General features: G+C 68.7%; 12 protein-coding genes. 7 read left to right on the forward strand and 5 right to left on the reverse strand.

From position 1 onward, the window contains the following. Positions 1 to 15 precede the first annotated feature (15 nt). Together ACW172_RS13620 and ACW172_RS13625 are read left to right on the forward strand one after the other, a co-directional pair. Positions 16 to 2,931, forward strand: a complete 2,916-nt coding sequence (locus ACW172_RS13620; protein ID WP_492031983.1) for a TonB-dependent receptor — start codon at positions 16 to 18, stop codon at positions 2,929 to 2,931. 60 nt (positions 2,932 to 2,991) lie between these two features. Beyond that, on the forward strand, positions 2,992 to 4,257 hold the full coding sequence (locus ACW172_RS13625; protein ID WP_492031984.1) for an alginate lyase family protein: 1,266 nt from the start codon (positions 2,992 to 2,994) through the stop codon (positions 4,255 to 4,257). 7 nt (positions 4,258 to 4,264) lie between these two features. Here the strand turns inward: ACW172_RS13625 and ACW172_RS13630 are convergent, their stop codons facing one another. Continuing rightward, a complete protein-coding gene (locus ACW172_RS13630) occupies positions 4,265 to 5,032 on the reverse strand; it encodes a FadR/GntR family transcriptional regulator (RefSeq protein ID WP_492031985.1) in 768 nt (255 codons plus the stop codon). Between the two features lie 151 nt (positions 5,033 to 5,183). Between ACW172_RS13630 and manD the strand changes: the two genes are divergently transcribed. From manD to ACW172_RS13645, 3 genes are all read left to right on the forward strand, one after another. Beyond that, entirely contained in the window at positions 5,184 to 6,398 is a 1,215-nt protein-coding gene (manD, locus tag ACW172_RS13635; RefSeq protein ID WP_492034980.1) for a D-mannonate dehydratase ManD, read from the forward strand. Further along, on the forward strand, positions 6,392 to 7,300 hold the full coding sequence (locus ACW172_RS13640; protein WP_492031986.1) for a DUF4861 family protein: 909 nt from the start codon (positions 6,392 to 6,394) through the stop codon (positions 7,298 to 7,300). The genes manD and ACW172_RS13640 overlap by 7 nt, the downstream gene beginning before the upstream one ends. Positions 7,301 to 7,420: 120 nt before the next feature. Beyond that, positions 7,421 to 8,857: a CehA/McbA family metallohydrolase domain-containing protein gene (locus tag ACW172_RS13645; protein ID WP_492031987.1), complete on the forward strand. Its 1,437-nt coding sequence runs from the start codon at positions 7,421 to 7,423 to the stop codon at positions 8,855 to 8,857. Between the two features lie 3 nt (positions 8,858 to 8,860). Here ACW172_RS13645 and ACW172_RS13650 read toward each other — a convergent pair whose 3' ends face one another. From ACW172_RS13650 to ACW172_RS13665, 4 genes are all read right to left on the reverse strand, one after another. Further along, complete coding sequence (locus ACW172_RS13650; RefSeq protein ID WP_492031988.1) at positions 8,861 to 11,830, reverse strand: TonB-dependent receptor; 2,970 nt, start codon at positions 11,828 to 11,830, stop codon at positions 8,861 to 8,863. Positions 11,831 to 11,909: 79 nt separating this feature from the next. Then, on the reverse strand, positions 11,910 to 12,896 hold the full coding sequence (locus ACW172_RS13655) for a FecR family protein (protein WP_492031989.1): 987 nt from the start codon (positions 12,894 to 12,896) through the stop codon (positions 11,910 to 11,912). An 84-nt stretch (positions 12,897 to 12,980) separates the two neighbouring features. Next, a complete protein-coding gene (locus ACW172_RS13660) occupies positions 12,981 to 13,475 on the reverse strand; it encodes an RNA polymerase sigma factor (protein WP_492031990.1) in 495 nt (164 codons plus the stop codon). Between the two features lie 74 nt (positions 13,476 to 13,549). Then, positions 13,550 to 16,360 carry a TonB-dependent receptor gene (locus ACW172_RS13665; RefSeq protein ID WP_492031991.1) on the reverse strand — a complete coding sequence of 937 codons (2,811 nt, stop codon included), beginning with the start codon at positions 16,358 to 16,360 and terminating at the stop codon, positions 13,550 to 13,552. A gap of 252 nt (positions 16,361 to 16,612) precedes the next feature. Between ACW172_RS13665 and ACW172_RS13670 the strand changes: the two genes are divergently transcribed. Both ACW172_RS13670 and ACW172_RS13675 read left to right on the forward strand, forming a co-directional pair. Beyond that, positions 16,613 to 17,404 (forward strand): alpha/beta fold hydrolase, encoded by a 792-nt coding sequence (locus ACW172_RS13670; protein ID WP_492031992.1) that lies wholly within the window; start codon positions 16,613 to 16,615, stop codon positions 17,402 to 17,404. Further along, a complete protein-coding gene (locus ACW172_RS13675) occupies positions 17,401 to 18,978 on the forward strand; it encodes a c-type cytochrome (RefSeq protein WP_492031993.1) in 1,578 nt (525 codons plus the stop codon). Before ACW172_RS13670 ends, ACW172_RS13675 begins: the two co-directional genes overlap by 4 nt. Position 18,979 lies beyond the last annotated feature (1 nt).

Here is an 18,979-nt window from a genome sequence, read left to right on the forward strand (position 1 = left end):
CAGGGGAAATACACCATGACCGCCAAGTCCAAGACCCTTACGCGGGCGATGCTGCTCGCCTCGGCCGCGACCCTGTTCGCGGTTCCGGTTCTGGCGCAAACCGCGCCCGTTCCGGCAGCGGACCAAACGCCGCAGCAGACCGCGCCCGAGGAAGGCTCCCAGGTCAGCGACGTCGTGGTGACCGGCATCCGCGCCACCCAGCGCAGCTCGATCGCGGTCAAGCGCGACTCGGCGACGATCGTGGACGCCATCGTCAATGACGAGATCGGCTCCCAGCCCGACAACTCCGTCGGCGATACGCTGGAGCGGATCACGGGCGTTACCGCCGACCGGTTCAAGGGCAACGCCAACGAACTGTCGGTGCGGGGCCTCGGCCCGACCCTCAGCTTCTCGACCTTCAACGGCCGCGAGGTCTCGACCGCCGGTCCGGACCGTTCGGTCGCCTTCCAGCAGTTCCCGTCCGAGCTCGTGAACGGCGTCCTGGTCTACAAGACCCAGCAGGCCGACTTCCCCGAAGGCGGCATCGCCGGCGTCATCGATCTGCGCTCGATCCGTCCGCTGGACGCCCGTCCGCGCATCCAGGCCGAGTACCGGGGCGTCTATCAGGAGAAGGAGGACGCCGCGACCGGCCGTGACGGTCTGGGCTACCGCGCCAATATCTCGGTGACCAACCGCTGGCGCGACACCAGCATCGGCGACATCGGCGTCTCGCTGGGCTACCAGCATCAGGACCAGGCCTCGCCCGAGGACTACTACACCACCAACTCCGCCTTCATTCCCTGCAATACCTCGGCCAACAACCCGTACACGATCACGGGGACGGCGGCGGCCCAGACGGCGGCGGGGACCAGCTTCAACTGCGCCATGCGCTCGACCCTGAGCACCGCCAACCGGGCGGGCACGACCGAGACGCCGCTCTACTTCGCCACCAGCTCGCGCGCCTTCCAGCAGAAGACGACCAGCGAGATCCGCGACGGCCTGATCGGCGCCCTGCAATGGCGTCCGAACGACCGGCTCGACTTCGCCCTGGACGCCCAGTACTCGAACCGCAGCAGCCTCGAGAACCGCAACATCCTGGCCATCACCGAGGCCGCGCGAGGCATCCAGCCGCTGATCATCGGCGGCCAGACCGGCGGCGGCGAGGGCTTCAGCGACGGCGCCCTGATCGCCTACCGCGGCAACTCCAACGTCGAGATCCAGCTGGAAGACCGGCTGCGCGAGGAGGAGTACATCGGCGGCGGCTTCGCGGCCAAGTACAGCGGCGACCGGCTGACGGTGACCACCGACCTGTCGTATTCGCAGTCGATCCGCACCGAGCTGCAGAAGGCCACCAACATGCGCTCGTCGCGCCGGGTGGTCTATGAGCTGAGCGGCGCCAACGACGTCGTGCCGACCGTCGATTTCCTCAACTTCGACATCAACGATCCGGCCAACTTCATCACCGCAGTCCCGGCGTCGAACACCAACTATGCCCGCTATCGCCTGGTCACCGACCGGCATGACGAGATCGCGGCGGCCCGGATCGACGGGACCTATCAGCTGGGCGAGGGCTTCTTCCGCACCGTGGCGGCGGGCGCCCGCTATTCGGAACACCAACGCAAGACCGACGCCAACAACAACGTCGACGTCGCGATCCCGATCGCTCGCGACGGCCTGACGGCGGCGCAGATCGTGGCTCAGGCCAACGCCAACTGCCGCGTGCCCTTCGGCTCCAGCGACTTCATGAGCCAGTCGAACACCAACATCCATTCGTGGGCCCAGTTCAACAACGACTGCCTGTTCAACGCCTATACCGGCCGGGACTCCAACCCGCTGCTGACCGACTCGCGCGGACCGGAAGACACCGACGTCACCGAGGCGATCAGCGCCCTCTATGTGATGACGACCTTCGGATCGGAGCTGAACGGCATTCCGTTCAGCGGCAACGCCGGCCTGCGCTACATCCACACCACGATCGACTCGCGCGGCTATCGTTCGGCCGTGACGGTGACGCCCTCGACCGGCGGCTCGGCGGCGACCATCGTGACCGTTCCCGGCACCCTGTCGGAGGTCACGGGCTCGGGCGAATACGACTATCTGCTGCCCAGCCTGAACCTGAACTTCGATCTCGACGACCGGACCAAGCTGCGCTTCGGCGCCTCCAAGGCTATCGCCCGCGTCGGCATCGAGGAGTTCAACGTCGGCATCACCCCGGTGGTCGACGCCAACGCCACGACGGTCCAGGGCGTGCTGGCCAACTCCACGACCGGCAACCCGAACCTGAAGCCGCTGGAAAGCTGGAACCTGGACACCTCGCTGGAGTGGTATCCCAGCCGTGACGCCGTCTTCTCGTTCGCGACCTACTACAAGTGGATCAAGAACGCGGCCTTCGACGCGGTCCAGCCCTACACCACCTCGATCATCGCCAACGGCTCGGAAGTCACCTTCAACGCCGTGGCGCCGGCCAACGACCCGGAGACCCGTCACCTGTTCGGCGTCGAGGTGACCGGCAACTATGTCTTCAGCTCCCTGCCGGGGCTGTGGTCGGGCCTGGGCGTGACGGCGGGCTACAACTACGCCGACGCGGACTTCGAATTCCCCGATCCCTCGACCGTGGCCCCCTATGTCGATCCGGCCAATCTGCGCGGCCTGTCCAAGCACAACTTCACGGGCTCGGTCTTCTGGGAAGGCGCCGGCCTCTCTCTGCGGGCCTCGTACCGCTACCGCTCGGACTATTCCAAGCCCAACTCCTCGACCAACCGCAGTGTCCAGGGCTCGGGCTACCTGAACCTGTCGGCCCAGTACGACCTGACCGACAACATCCAGCTGAAGGCCCAGGCGCTGAACGTCACCAACGAACGGGACATCATGTACAAGCCCGGCGAGGACGCCATCACCGAGGTCAGCGAGAGCAACCCGCAGTACTACTTCGGCGTCCGCTTCCGTTATTGATCACCCTGACCCGCGACGGCTTCGCGGCCGTCGCGGGTTCGATTTTACGGACCTGTCCCGATGCGTTCTCTTGTTTCCATCCTGGCCTTCGGGGCTCTGCTGGCGGCCTCGCCGGCGATCGCCCAGACGCCGGTCTCCGCGCCGGTCTGCGACGGCTCCAGCGGCTATGCCGAGGCCTTCGGCGGTCGTCGCACCTTCCTGTGGCGGCCTGACTGGCTGATCTCCGTCAAGGCGCGCTACGCCACCGACCCGACCCTGCAGCCGGCCCGCTCGGCCATGCTGGCCCGCGCCGACGCCGCCCTGACGCGCGGCCCCTATACCGTCGTCGACAAGACCCAGACCCCGGCCAGCGGCGACAAGCACGACTATATGAGCATGGGCCCCTACTGGTGGCCCGATCCGTCCAAGCCCGACGGCAAGCCCTATATGCGCCGTGACGGCCATATGAACCCCGAGCGCGACACCAACGCCTTCGACCTGACCGATCTGGAGGCGATGACGGGCGATGTTCAGGCCCTGTCGCTGGCCTGGTACTTCACCGGCGATCAGCGCTATGCGGCCAAGGCCGCCGAGTTCCTCCGGGTCTGGTTCCTGGCGCCCGAGACGAAGATGAACCCCAACCTGAACCACGGCCAGGCCGTGCCGGGTCTGGTGTCGGGCCGGGCCGAGGGCGTGATCGACGCCTATCGCCTGGTGCGGGTCGTGGAGGGGCTGGGGCTGCTCGACACGTCGTCCAGCCTGACGGACGCCGAGCGGGCGGGTCTGCGCGACTGGTTCGCCGAGCTCGTCCAGTGGATGGCGACCAGCCCTATCGGCCGGGCCGAGAAGGCGGCGACCAATAATCACGGCGTCTATTACGACCTGCTGATCTCGGAGTTCGCCCTCTATGCGGGGATGGACGATGTGGCGAAGACGGTCATCGGCCGGGTCGGCGCCCAGCGTCTGACGCCCCAGATCGCCGCGGACGGCAGCCTGCCGCAGGAGCTGGCCCGGACCCGGTCGCTGCACTATTCGACCTGGACCCTGACGGCGGCCTTCGACATCGCCCAGCTGGGTCAGTGCGTCGGCGTCGACCTGTGGGACTTCCACACCGGGGACGGCCGGTCGCTGCGCGGCGCGGCGAACTTCGTCGCCGGCTGGGCCGGGCGGGAAGGGGAGTGGCCTTATCCGGAACTCGACAAGACCGAGACCTCGGGCCTGTACGAGGTTCTGCAGCGCGGGGCCTGGGCCTGGAGCGATCCGGCGCTGGCGGCGAAGGCGGCCCTCTATCAGGAGCGCAACGCCGAACTCGACCTGAACCTGCGCGTGCCGCCCTATGCGCCGTAAGGCGACGTCAGATGGCGGTGCGGCGCGCGATGTCCTGACGCCGGGCCTCGACGTCGGAGCGGGTGCGCTCCAGGGCGTCCAGTTCGGTGGCGGTCAGCAGGCCGTCGATGACCCGGCCGAGGTGGGCGCGCATGGCGCTGCGGGCCGCGGCCGGATCGCGCGCGATCAGGGCGTCCAGGATCTCGCGGTGATCCTCGATCAGGGGGCGGACGCCGACCTGGCGGGCGCGGGCCAGCATGGCGGCGCACAGGGGCGAGCGGTAGCGCAGGTCCCACAGGTTCTCGACCACCATGACGATGGCCGCATTGCGCGTGGCCCGGGCGATGGTGGCGTGGAAGCGGCGATCGGCGTGTTCGCCGATGGCGGTCGCCAGGGTGTTCTCCCCGACCATTTCACGCAGGATGGTCTCAAGCTCGGCCAGTTCCGCATCGGTGATCTCGCCGGCCGCGAGGGCGCAGGCCTCGCCTTCGAACAGACGACGCGCCTCGGTCAGTTCGAAGGCGCCGATGTCCAGCTCCGGCGCCGCGCCGCCGTCGGTCGGCGCCGCCTCGGTGACATAGATGCCCGAGCCCGGACGGGCCTCGACCAGACCGCGGATCTCCAGGGCGATCATCGCCTCGCGCACCGTCGGACGGCTGACGCCGAACTCCTCGGCCAGGTCGCGTTCGGACGGCAGGCGCGCGCCCACCTGATACTGGCCCGAGGTGATGCCGGCGGCCACGGCGGTGGCGACCTGCTGATAGAGTTTGCGGGCGTCGGCGGTGGATGTGGTCATGCCGCATCCTTGTACGACGCCGCATGGGGTCAGGCCAGTCCGCCGAAGGGCCTGACATGTTTCCTCCTCCCTCGCGTATGATGTGACTGCCATGACCGAACGTTCTTTCGCCGCCGCGCCTCCCAAGGCTTCATTGGCCTCCGCTTCCCGGATGGCCCTGCCGATCCTCGATGCGAAGGTCGTGATCACCTGTCCGGGCCGGAACTTCGTGACCCTGAAGATCACCACGGCGGACGGGACGTACGGGCTGGGCGACGCGACCCTGAACGGGCGCGAACTGGCGGTCGCCGCCTATCTGACCGAGCACGTCTGCCCGCTGCTGATCGGCAAGGACGCCCACCGGATCGAGGACATGTGGCAGTACCTGTACCGGGGCGCCTACTGGCGCGGCGGGCCGGTCGGGATGACCGCCATCGCCGCCGTCGACGTCGCCCTGTGGGACATCAAGGCCAAGGTCGCGGGCCTGCCGCTATACCAGCTGCTGGGCGGCGCCTGCCGTGACGGGGTCACCGTCTATGGCCACGCCAACGGCGCGACCATCGAGGAGACGGTCCAGGAGGCGATCCGCTACCGCGACCTCGGCTACCGCGCCATCCGTCTGCAGTCGGGCGTGCCGGGGCTGAAGAGCACCTACGGCGTCTCGCGCGACAAGATGTTCTATGAGCCCGCCGACGCCGCCCTGCCGACCGAGAACGAATGGTCGACGCCGCGCTATCTGCGGATGGTTCCGGAGCTGTTCAAGGCGGCGCGCGAGGCCCTGGGCTGGGACGTCGAGCTGCTGCACGACGTGCACCATCGCCTGACCCCGATCGAGGCCGGGCGGCTGGGCAGGGATCTGGAGCCGTATCGTCCGTTCTGGCTCGAGGACGCCGTCACCGCCGAGAACCAGGGCGGCTTCCGCACCATTCGCCAGCACACCACGACCCCGTTGGCGGTGGGCGAGATCTTCTCCTCCATCTGGGACTGCAAGACCCTGATCGAGGAGGGGCTGATCGACTTCATCCGCGCCACGGTCGTGCACGCCGGCGGCCTGACCCATCTGCGCCGGATCGCGGCCCTGGCCGACCTCTATCATGTGAAGACCGGCTGCCACGGGGCGACGGACCTGTCGCCGGTGTCGATGGCCGCGGCCCTGCACTTCGGCCTGTCGACGCCCAACTTCGGCATCCAGGAATATATGCGCCATACACCGGAGACGGACGCCGTCTTCCCTCACGGCTATGGCTTCGAGGACGGGATGCTGCATCCCGGCGACGCGCCCGGCCTCGGCGTCGATCTGGACGAGGCGCTCGCCGCGCGTCATCCCTACAGCCGGGCCTATCTGCCGGTGAACCGGCTCGAAGACGGGACGATGTTCAATTGGTAGACCTGAACCGACGCGCCGTTCTGGCCGGGACCCTGGCGGGCGCCGCTGCGACCCCGGCCCTGGCTCAGACGGCGCATGAGGCCGCCGTGCCCCTGCCGCCGCCCGAGGACCCGACGCCGCGCGCCGTGGTGCATTTCGCGCCCGAGCGGTTCGACGATCTCTGGTGGGAGAACGACCGGATCGCGCATCGCATCTATGGCCCGGCCCTGCAGGCGCAGGAGCCGCCGTCCGGATCGGGCGTCGACGTCTGGGGCAAGAAGGCGCGCTGGCCCTTCATGCAGCGTCAGATGGCCAGCGGCAGCTATCATGTCGATCACGGCGAAGGCCTCGACTTCTACGAGGTCGGCGGCGGTCGCGGCTGCGGCGGCCTCGGGGTCTGGTACGACAACAAGCTGTGGACCTCGCGCAACTTCGCGACCTACCGGATCCTCGACACCGGCGGCGATGTCGCGCGGTTCGAGGTCGACTACGCCGCCTGGCCCGTCGATGTGGTCCGCAAGGTGTCGGAGACGCGGCGCGTCGAACTGCCGATGGGCTCCAACTTCAACCGCATCACCTCGACCCTGACCTCGGACACGCCGGAGCCCCTGACCGTGGGGATCGGCATCGCGCGGCGCCGGCCCGCGACGCGGGCGAACAATATCCGCCGCGACAAGGACAAGGGTCGTCTCGATGTCTGGGGGCCCGAGGCCGCGCCCGGGTCGATCGGGATTTCGGTCGTGGTCGATCCGAAGTCGGTGGTCGGCTTCGTCGATGACTTCGACAACTATCTGATCCTGGTCGAGGTCCAGCCGGGCGTGCCCTTCACCTACCATGTCGGCGCCTGCTGGGACGGGGGCGTGGACTTCAGGGATCGCGACGCCTGGTGGGCGCATGTGGACGGCCTGACTTTCGGGTTCTGACGCGGGCCGACGCCGTTCGAAATTCGCCGCCTCGGGCTGAGGGATCGCCGGTCCGGATCGTTGTCGTGTTGGAGCGCCGCGCCTGACGCGTCGGCGAACCCACCGCACGGAACGCCCCCGATGACGCACGATTTTCCCCGGCGCCTGAGCCTGGCCTCGGCGCTGATCCTTGGCTTCGCCGGGGCGGCCGGCGTCGCCTCGGCCCAGGATGCAGATGCGCCGCGCTGGCTGGCGGGCGATCACCACGTCCATAGCCGGTTCAGCGCCACCTATGCCCCGAACCCCGCCGATCCGGCGGCGCTTCCCGTCCCGACGATCGGCGGTGACGGGCCGCACACCATCGTCCAGAACGGCGCTGCGGCCGGGCGGTTCGGGCTCAGCTGGATGGTGTCGACCGACCACGGCGGGCCGCGCCACTCGGCCATCAACGCCGAACAGGCCTGGCCGGAACTGCTGCAGTCGCGCGCGACGACGCCCGGCGTGATCCAGTTCTACGGCATGGAACTGGACACCCCCGGCAGCGAACACTCCAGCCTGATCATCCCGATCCATGACGGCGAGCGCGAGATGCTGCGCGGGATCGAGGCCCGCTGGGGTTCGCGCGAGCCCTGGCCGGCCGATGCGACCCACGACACCCGCGCGGCAATGCTGGAGTTGCTGCGCACCGTCGACGGCTATTCGCCCCGGCCCATCGTCATCGCCAACCATCCGTCACGCTCGGCCGAGGGCTTCGGCGTGTGGGGCGAGCATGACGCCGGCTCCCTGCGCGACTGGCAGGATGCCGCCCCACGCGTGGCCATCGGCATGGAGGGCGCGCCGGGGCATCAGGCGACCAGCCTGAAGCCGACCGGCGAGCGCGGCATCTATCGCCGCTACCCGACCATGGGCGGTTTCGACCAGATGACGGCGACGCTGGGCGGCCTGTGGGACGCCATGCTGGGCGAGGGGCGTCACTGGTGGATCACGGCGACCTCGGACTCGCATCATCACTGGAGCGAGGGCGGCGACGACTTCTGGCCCGGCGAGTACTCCAAGACCTGGGTCATGGCCCGACCGACCTCCGACGGCATCCTCGACGGCCTGCGCTCCGGCCAGATCTTCGTCTCGACCGGCGATCTGGTCACGGCAATGGATGTGACGGCTTCGGGCGGCGAGGGCGAGGCCAGAATGGGCCAGGACCTGACCATTCCGACCGGCGCGGACGTGGTCGTGACCATTCGCCTGCGCGATCCGGCGGCGGCCAATTCGGCTGGGCGGACGCCGGAGGTCAAGCGCATCGACCTGATCGTCGGCGACGTCACCGGGCCCAGCCCCGACCGGACGGCGGACCACAACGCGACGACCCGGGTGGAGCAGCGCTTCACCGCGTCGGACTGGACCCGCGACGGCGAGATGCTGACGGTGCGCCACCTCCTGCACGGCGTCGACCATCCGATCTATCTGAGGGTGCGCGCCACCGGAGGGACGGAGCTGGAGCCCGTCGCCGACCTGCCCGGCGAGGACCCATGGTCGGACCTGTGGGCCTATGGCAATCCGATCTTCGTCAACCTTCGCTGAGATTTAAAGACTGAACTTCAGTCCGAGACCGAAGGATCGGCCCGAGCGGGTGATCTGCAGAGGGCGGCTGCGGACGCCGTCATAGGCGACGTCGACGGCGTCGGTCAGATTGCTCGCCTCGGCGAAGAGGCTCACCTTTTTGGCCAGACGCCAGGAGGCGGCGGCGTCCAGCACCCCGGCCTCGCCGACGACGAAGGCGCTGACGCCCCCGCCCTGAAGGTCGGCGATGGAGCGGAACGGCGACCGCCAGGTCCAGCTCAGATGGGCCTCGAACGGGCCGCGCTCGATGAAGGGGCTGATCGAGTATGAGGCGCGGGAGACGCCCTGAAGGTCGGTCGTGGGGCCGCCGCCCGTCTCGTGACTGACGGCGTCCGTCAGGGTCGCGCTGGCCCAGAGGCCGAGGCCCGAGGACCAGCGCCGGCTATAGCCCGCCTCCAGCCCGGTGACCGTCGCCCGCCCGACATTGCGCGGCCGCGACATCAGCACATCGACCAGGACGGGCGGCCCGACCCGGGTGGCGAAGGTCAGGCGCTCGGTCTGGTTCACCACCAGCACATAGTCGTCGATGACCTTGTGGAAGGCCGCCAGGCTGAACCCGCCGAAGCCGTCGAAATAATGCTCGAAGGAGACGTCGAGACTGACCGCCGAATAAGGCTTGAGGTCCGGATTGCCGCCCACGCCGGTGAAGATGGTGAAGGGGGAGGGATGATCGATCTCGGCCTGACCGCGCTCGAAGACGGCGCTGACCAGGGTGCTGGCGGGCACGGTGGCGGCGCCGAGGTCGGCCAGGGAGGGACGAGTGAGGGTGCGAGAGGCCGCGAAGCGCAGCAGGGTGCGCGGCCCCAGCTCGACGGTCAGATTGGCGCTGGGCAGCCAGTCCATGCCGGACCCGTTGTGGATCAGGGGCCGGACCTGAAGGGCGCCGGCCGGATCGACGCCCAGGATGGAGCCCTCGACCTCCGTTTGCGACGAGACGGCGCGCAGACCGACGTCGCCCGAGGCCGGAAGCCCGGCTATGGACCCGGAGAGATCCAGCCGCACATAGGCGGCGGCAAGGCGCTCTCCAACGCGATAGGAGCCCTGCATGTCGGTGCCGGTCGGGGCCAGATCGCCGGCGCTGAAAATGACGCCGTCGTATTCGCCCGGCACGACGAAAGCGTCGCGGAACCGGTCGAAATTGGCGCCCGCCCATGGGCCATGACCGTCGCGGATCACGCCGGAGAAGGCGTTCGAGGGGATCATGATGTCGTAGAAGGACGGATCGACGCTTCGTCCCGGCCGAAGGGCCGCCTCCCGGTCGCGCCGCTCATAGTCGCGGCCCCGGTCGCTGAACTGGCCGCCGAGGCGCAGACGCTCAAACCTGAGGCCGCCGATGGATCGGTCCAGCGCCCGTTCGGCGGCGATCTGGAGGGTCAGATCATCGTCGTCGACATCGATGGCCCGCACGCCGTAGCGGGACGGCGTCAGCCGGCGCGGATCAGTCAGGTCAAAGCTGGTCCGGAGGCGCGTGATACTGCGCTCGCCGAGCGGATCGGGCCCGAAGTCCAGAACATAGCCGACGCCCTCCGGCGACACCGCGGCGATGCGCTGCAGGGGCGTGGCTAGCCCCGACAGGGCGCGCGAATAGCTGATCCGGGGCTGGAGCCGCCAACCCGCCCAGTCGGTCTCCAGCGACAGGCTGGAGGCGATGTTGTCGTGGATCTGGTCCGAGACCTCGAGGTTGTTGCTGATCCGGCCGTTGGTCAGCGCGACGCCGGTGAGGACGCCGTCGGTGATGCGGACGCTGCCGGGAACGATGGCGCCGGGCGTCACCCGCTCGCCCAGCTCATAGACGATCCGGTCCTCACGGATGGCGTTCTCGAAGCGTGAGGCGAGGGTGTCGAAGTCGATGGTGACCCGGTCATCAGGGCGCCACTGGGCGCCGGCGAACAGGCTGATGCGGGTCCGGTCCTCGCGCTCCAGCGTGGTGCGGATATCGTTGGGTACGGCGACGGTCTGGCCGTCAACAACCATGTCGCGATAGCGCTGGGTCTGCAGCCGGTCGAACTGGACGTTGCGGTCCTGGGTCGAGACGCCGCCGACGAGGCCGAGGCGGCGGTCTGCGTTTCGCCAGCGTCCCGACAGGCTGAACTCCCCGGTCGTGTCCCCCGACCGATCTTCGTGATGGCTTACAGCCTGGCCGCTGAGAAAGGCGGGGCCGCCGAGACCGCGGATGGTGCGGATGTCGATGTTGGAGCCGATGCCGCCGTCGACCAGATCCGCCGTCGCGGACTTGGTCAGGGTCGCCCCGGCCAGCAGATCGGCGGACAGGGCCCGGAAGCGGAACTGCCGCCCGCTCTGGGTCGAGTTGCGGATGTTCTCGTTGAAGGCGACCGGCGCGCCGTTCAGGGTCACCGACTGGAACAGGGGGCCGAGACCGCGCACGCTGACGAACTGGCCCTCGCCGACCTCGCGCTCGATGGCCACCCCGGGGATGCGCTGCAGGGCCTCGGCCAGGTTGGCGGCGGGCAGTTCGCCGATCCGGGCGGCCGAGACCGAGTCCTGAATGACGGCTGCGCGGCGTTTCTCCGTCAGGGCCGTGTCGATGCTTTCGGCGAACTGTCCAATCACCTCGACGGGGGCGACCTCCGTCGGCGCGGAATCAGCCAAGGGCGCGAGCGTAGGCCGGGGCATGACCCAGACGCGGGCAGAACGGCTGTCGACCAGCCGATAGCCCAGGCCGGTCCCTTCCAGCATAGTCCCCAGCGCCGCCTGCCAGGTGCGGGCGCCATGCACGGCTCGGGTGCGGTAGACCGCCTCGGGCTCGGAGACGAAGCTGACCGCGCAGCCGGTCCTCAGACACAGGGCGACCAGGGCCGAGCGGGCGTCCTGGGCGGGAATGTCGATGGAGGTCGCGGTCTGCGCCAGAACTGGCGTTGGAAGCACGACCGCGAACGCGGCGGCTGTGAGGGCGAGCGCTCTGGAGGTCGGCATGCGACGGCGGGACGGGGAGGCGCGACGCGGTCCGTCGCTGCCTCCGGTCTAGACGGCGCAGATGACAGCTCTGCGATATTTATTCCGGCCGAACCGTGACGGTTTGGGGGCCGGACGGGGTTATCGCGACGGGGAGAAGCCGGTCAATCCGCTCCACCACCGAATCCTCGCCATCCAGGGGAAAGACCGCCGTGATCTTCACCCTGGCCAACGCCGGGTCGGCCACCAGCCGGACGGGGGTGTAGCGCGACAGCTGGGCCACGACCTCGGTCACGGGAGCGTCGCGGAAGACCAGCCGGCGTTCACGCCACGGCGCGGTTTCGACCGGGTCGATGCGGCTCCAGCTCTGGCCGGCCTGCTTCACGCGATAGGCCACGCCGTCGCCGGGCTTCATCTTCAACATCTGGCCGGACCCGGACCTCAGAGAGACCGAACCCTGCAGCAGGGCGACCGAAGCGGCGTCGCCCGACAGGGTCGTGACGAAGCGAGTGCCGGTCACGACGACCTGACGATCCCCGACCCCGACCTCGAACGGGCGGGCGGTGTCGTGATGCACGGCGAAATAGGCCTGGCCGCGATCCAGCACGACATGGCGGGCGTCGTCCGCCAGGGCCACGCGGATGGTCGAGCCGGTGTCCAGCGTCACATGCGATCCGTCGGCCAGAACCACTTCGCGGATTTCGCCGGTCGCAGCGGCATAGGTCGTCGCCCCGGCCATGGGATCGGGCGCGAGCCGGGGCCACAGGGCGACGCCGACAACCGCCACGCACAGCGCCGCAAGGATGGGGCCGCCAATGAGCAGACCGCGCGGTCGCGCCGTGACCGACCGGCGCGGGCGGGCCGGGATCGCCGCCAGCTCGGCGGTCAGCTCTGACTTCAGAGCGCGGGCCTCGCGCTGGGCCGTCTTGAGCGCCTGATAGTCATCCAGACGGGCGGGATCGGCGTCCAGCCAGGCCTCGAAAGCTTCGTGGTCGCGCGCGCTCACCTCCGGCCGGCCCATGCGGACCAACCAGGCCTCCGCCGTGCGCGGCGTCGGTTCGAACAGGCGGGGCAGGCGATCAAGCATCAGGACAAAGAGCCTTCGAGGGCGAATGAAGGTCCGGGGCAGGACGCCCCGACTGTCTTATCAACGACACAAACCACGGACACCTCAATCATCCCGCGCCGATTTCAGCCGTTTGAGCGCTTCGGCGAGGTGTTTCTCGATCATGCTGACCGATACGCCGAGACGATCCGCGATCTGACGATATGTCAGATCCTCGAACCGATGCAGCAGAAAGGCGTCGCGCGTGCGGGGCGGCAGGCCCCGGATCACCGTCAGGGCCTGATCCAGTTGCTCGCGTCCCAGAAGGCCCCGGTCGGGCGCCGGAGCGTCGTCGGCCATGGCCTGTCCAACGGTCTCCAGATCCTCGGGCGACGCAGGCGCGCGCCGCGCCTGTTCACGGCCCGCGCTCTTCCAGTGATCCTTGAGCAGGTTCTTGGCGATGACGAAGAGCAGGGGCCGGGCGTCGGCGTCGTCGATCTGGTTGCCGGCGCGGTGAAAGCGCAGGAAGGCCTCCTGGACGATATCCTCGGCGGTCTCCGCCGGCTGACCGCGGCGCAGCAGGAAGGCGACCAGTTCCTGGCGCAGACGCCGGGTCGCCACGGTGTCTTTCGGATGCGCGAAAACGCCCCCTCGCGGAGAGGGGGCGTTTCCTGTCGTCAGGGTCGGTGGGGCGCTCAGAAGGTCGCCCGCAGGCCCAGATTGTAGCTGGGGCCGTATTCATGAAGCTGGAACGGGCGATCCTCGCTGCCCTGATAGACCGCCTGACGCTCATCGGTGATGTTGGTGCCTTCCGCGAAGATCTGGAAGGTGTCGGTCACCTGCCACGACGCCCCGAAGTCGAGGGAGCCGAAGCCGTCGGCGACGATGGCGGCGTTCTTGTCGATCACGGCGTTCGATCCCGGGGTGATGTTGCCGTTGGCCGTGAAGTCGGAGCGGTAGGTATAGCTGAAGTGAACCTCGAACGGACCCTTTTCGAAGAAGGGGCTGATCGAGAAGCTCTGGTCCGACACGCCTTGCAGACCGGCGGTGGTGAAGACGCCCGGCGTGGCCTCGATGTCGGCCGAGGAGTCGGTGAAGGTGGCGCTGGCCGCGAGGCCCAGACCCCAGTCCAGCTTGTAGGAGAAGCCCAGTTCGAAACCCTCGACCGAGGCGTCGCCGATGTTCTGCGGACGGGTGATCAGGAGGTCCGCCGTCAGGGTCTGGCCGGCCTGGGTGGCGAACAGGATCTGCTCGTTGCGGGCGACGCCGCCGATGAAGTCCGAGATGTCCTTCTTGAATACCGCGCCGTAGATCGCGCCGAAGTCGTTGAAGTACCACTCCAGCGAGGCGTCGTAGTTGATCGAGGTGTAAGGGCGCAGTTCGGGGTTGCCGCCGACGCCGACCTTGGTGCTGGGAGCGGCGGTGTCGAGCGCCGTCTGACCGTTCAGGAACACCTGGGTGACCAGCCCGCTGTTGGGGACGACGGCGGTGCGCAGGTCCGCCAGCGACGGCCGTGTCAGGGTCTTGGAGGCGCCCAGACGCAGATAGAGGCTTTCACGCAGCTCGAAATTCAGGTTCAGGCTGGGCAGGAACTCTTCATACGAACCTTCGAAGGTCTGCGGGTTGACGATGGTGGTCACCGCGCCTGCGCCGTTGCGGCCGGCGGTCAGAAGCGTGCCCTTGACGGTGGTGTCGGTCGAGACCCAGCGGATGCCCAGGTTACCGGTCAGCGGGAAGGGCCCGACCTCGGCGCTGAAGTCGCTGCGGGCGTAGGCGGCGCTGACGGCCTCGTCAACGCCATAAGACTGCTGCAGGTCGGCGCCGGTGGGGACCAGGTCCTTCGACTGTGCGTTGGTGTCGTCCGACTCGCCCGGGATGACATAGGCGGTGCCGTACAGGCCGCGATTGTAGGTCAGGCCCATCGGATAGAGATTGCCGATCGACTTACCGAACGCATTGCCCGGAAGCCGAACGTTCAGATACTCGGGCGTGTTGACGTTGACGCCCGGACGCGCCGTCAGCACCCGGTCGCGACGCTGATAGTCGCGCGAGCGCTCGGTGTACTGGCCGCCGAACTTGAACGTGCCGAAGTCCACGCCGACGAAGCGCGCGCCGAGGTCGCGTTCGATGTTCAGGACAGCGGTGGTGTCGGTGTCTTCCGAGTTGATCGGCCGCGTGCGGTAGGTGGTGGCGGTCGTCGAGGTCGGGCTGCCGAGGTCGAGGTTGGTCAGGACCGAGGCGTAGTGGCGATCGCCGATCGGGTTGCTCCCGAAGTCATAGCTGTACAGCAGGCCGGCCGGGTTCTCTGCGGTGGCGCCGCCGATGCGCTGAAGCGGGACGGGCAGGCTGGACAGGGCCTCGGAGTAGCTGATCGACGGCGTGATGGTCCAGCCGGCGAGGTTCCAGTCGATCTGGCCGCGCAGAGACAGGTTCTCGTGTTGCTGCTCCGAGTATTCCGCGCTGCGGTCGACGCGGCCGCCGCTGATCTGGCCGGCGTAGAGGACGCCGTTGACGACGCGGGCGCTGCCGGCGACGAGGCGCGTCGAGAAGTCCGAGCGGCCGCCGAAGCCGAAGCTGATCCGGTCCTCGTCGATGGTGTTGTTGAAGCGCGAATACAGGACGTCGGCGCGCAGGGCGAAGGCGTCGCTGGGCTTCCACGACAGGCCGGCCATGGCGCTGATGCGCGTCCGTTCTTCCTGCTCCAGGGTCAGCTGGATCTCGTTCGGCACGGCGACGGTCGCGCCGTTGACGACGCGGTTGGTGTAGCCCGTGGTCTGGACGCGGTCGAACTGGACGTCGCGGGTGGCCAGGGACACGCCGGCGATGACGCCGAGGGTGCGGTCGGCGTTGCGCCAGCCGAGCGAGATCGAGCCGTTCGGCGTGTTCGCTTCCGTGCGGCCTTCATAGTGGGTGTAGGCGCGGGCTGTGACGAAGGGCTTCATCTCCAGGGCGTCGGCGGTGCGGATGTCGATGTTGGAGCCGATGCCGCCGTCGATCAGATCGGCGGTCGGGGCCTTGGTCACGACGATGGCCGAGATCAGGTCGGCGGGGATGACGCGGAACTGGAACTGGCGGCCGCTCTGGTCGGAGTTGCGGACGTTTTCGTTATAGGCGATCGGCGAGCCGTTCAGGGTCACCGACTGGAAGTTCGGGCCCAGGCCCCGGACGCTGACGAACTGGCCTTCGCCGGCTTCGCGCGAGATCGAGACGCCGGGCACCCGCTGCAGGGCCTCGGCGACGTTGACGGCCGGGAAGTTGCCGATGTCGGAGGCCGAGACGGCGTCAGAGATCGAGTCCGCGCGGCGCTTGATGGTCAGGGCGTCGGCCAGGCTGGTGGTGAAGGAGCCGGTGATCACGACCTCCTCGACCTCGGTGGCGTCTTCGGGCGCCGGCGTCTGCTGGGCCAGGGCGGCGGTCGGCGCGCCGATCAGGGCGGCGACGGCGCAGCCTTGAAGAAGGCGGGCCGCACGGCTGTTCGCGCCGAGGCGCGTGGTGGATTTGGACATTGATGATCTCCGCAGGTCGAATGATCGGCGGACGCGGGACGGACCCTCCGGTCCGGTCGCGTGCACCCCCTGCGGTCTTCAACGGCGGCGGCCTTCGAGGCCTCAGCGCGGTGTGGAAGGTTTCATTAAAACTTCATCCGGGGACCGGTCTCCGCCGGACGACGCGCCCTTCACCTTCTTTCAGGATCGGCGTCGTAAGGAGAGGCGGTGGAGCCATACCGAACAGAGCTCGTAAACGGCCTGAAGACGCGGGTGGTCGATACCGGCGGCGACAAGCCGACGCTGGTGCTGATCCACGGCCTCGCCAATGCGATCCAGATCTGGGACGGCATCCTGCCGCGGCTGGCGCAGAGATTTCGCGTGATCGCCTTCGACCTGCCCGGCTTCGGCGAGGCGGACCGACCCGTCGCGGCCTATGATTCCGCCTTCTTCGCCGATCAGCTCAGGGCCGTGCTCGACACCCTCGCGATCGACCGCGCCCATCTGGTCGGCAGCTCCCTGGGCGCCGGCGTCATCGTCCGCTTCTCGGATCGGAACCTGGACCGGATCGACAGGGCCGTGCTGGCGGCGCCGGGCGGCTTCGGTCGGGAGACCCATCCCCTGATGCGTTTTCCGGCCTTGCCGCTGGTCGGCGACTGGCTTGGCCGTCCGACACCCGCCAACAACAGGATCACCCTGAACCTCGCCATCCACGATCCGCGGAATGTGACGCCGGAACTGGTCGAGTGGGTCAATCGATACGCCCGGGAGCCGGGCAGCGATCTCTCCTTCGTGCGCACGCTCCAGACCGGGGTGGGCCTGTTCGGGGTACGCGACCGCGCCGGTTTCGAGGCCCTGGCGCGCCGGTTCCAGCGGCCCGCCCTGGTCGTCTGGGGGCGACAGGACCGCGTGTTTCCCGCGCATCACAGTGATCGCGCCGTCGCGCTCCTGCCCATGTCAGAGCGAATCCTGCTGGATCAGTGCGGCCACTATCCGCATTGGGAACAGCCCGGGGCCTTCGCGGCCGCCGTCGAACGGTTTCTTCTGGAGGGGGCAGGGACATGAAGACGCGTGTCGCTCTGGGCCTGTCCCTTTTGCTGCTGACCGCATCGGCGTCGCTCGCACCGGCGCCGGAGAACGGCGCCGAGGCCTTCGCCCGACATGACTTCGGGGCGGTCAACTTCAGGGCCATGAACACGGTGGCCGTGCCGTGGAAGCTGGTGGCGGCGGCCCTCGTTCTCGACGATCCCGAGGGCGGCGGCGTCGATCAGGCCCACCTTCGGGCCCGGCTCCAGAGCTTCGGCTTCCTCTGGCCGGACCGGATCGAGGGGGCGGATCAGCCGATCATGCCCGCTCGCGATCACCCGCTGGGGATCAGCGTCGGAGAGGTCACGCCCGGCCTGCCGCCGGTCAAGGTGACGGTGGCCAACCTGGCCTGCGCCTCCTGCCACGCCGGACCCGCCTATTCTTCCGACGGTGCGCCGCAGCCTGACGCGGCCTGGCTCGGCTCGCCCAACACCAGTCTGGATCTGGAGGCCTATACCCGGGCGGTGACAACGGCCCTGAAGCGCCAGACCCGGAATACGCCCAGGCTTCTTCAGGCGGTGCGGACCCTGTTCCCGGACACCGGCGTCTGGGAGAGGGCCAGCCTGCGCTGGGCCGTCCTGCCGTTGGCGCGTCGCCGACTGGCCGCCATTCCCGACGGCGCCGGACCCTTGCCCTTCGTCAACGGCTCGCCCGGGGTCACGAACGGCGTCGCGGCCCTCAAGCTTCAGGGACATGCGCCCTATGGCCGCGAGGAGGCGGGCTTCACCTCCATCCCCGACCTCGCCGACCGCAGTTTCCGCTCGGCCCTGCTTTACGACGGCGCCTACGCTCCGAAAGGGCAGGCGCGCTGGCGGCCCATGGCGCGCGAGGACCTGACCCCGGCGCACCGCGACCGGCTGGCGGCGATCACCAGCTTCTTCACCGTGCCCAGCATGGGTCAGTCGCCCCGCGCCGCCCATCGCCAGATCCCGGTCGCAGAGCGCGCCTTCGCCTGGCTGGAGACGCGCCGTCCGCAGGCCTTCCCCGGCGCCATCGATCCGGACAAGGCGGCGCGCGGCGCGGCGATCTATGCCAGCCGCTGTTCGTCATGCCACGGGACCTATGACGGATCGGCCGTCCGTCCCCGCCTTCAGCGCTTCCCCAACTGGCATGGGCGGGTGGGGTCCGATCCCGCGCGCGCCGCCGCCTTCACCACCGACCTTACGCGCTACGCCTCGACCGGGGGATATGACGCGGTCATGGACGCCCGGCCCACCGGGGAGTACGCCGCGCCCCTGCTGTCCGGCCTTTGGGCGACCGCCCCCTATATGCACAACGGCTCGGTCCCGAGCCTGGCGCAGTTCCTCTTGCTGGAGCCGCGTTCCGAACGCTTCCTCGTCGGCGGTCACAGGCTGGATTTCGGGACGGTCGGCATCGCGGGCGAGGAACGTGATGGCCTTCGCGTCTATCCCGCGAGCTACCGGCCCTGGTCCACCCCGGCACTCTATGACACCCGACTGCCCGGCCGGTCCAATCGTGGCCATGAGGCCCAGATCGAGGGTCTGACCGTCGCCGAGCGATGGGACCTGATCGAATACCTCAAGGGCCTCTAGT

Source organism: Brevundimonas sp. ALps5 (assembly GCF_058681645.1).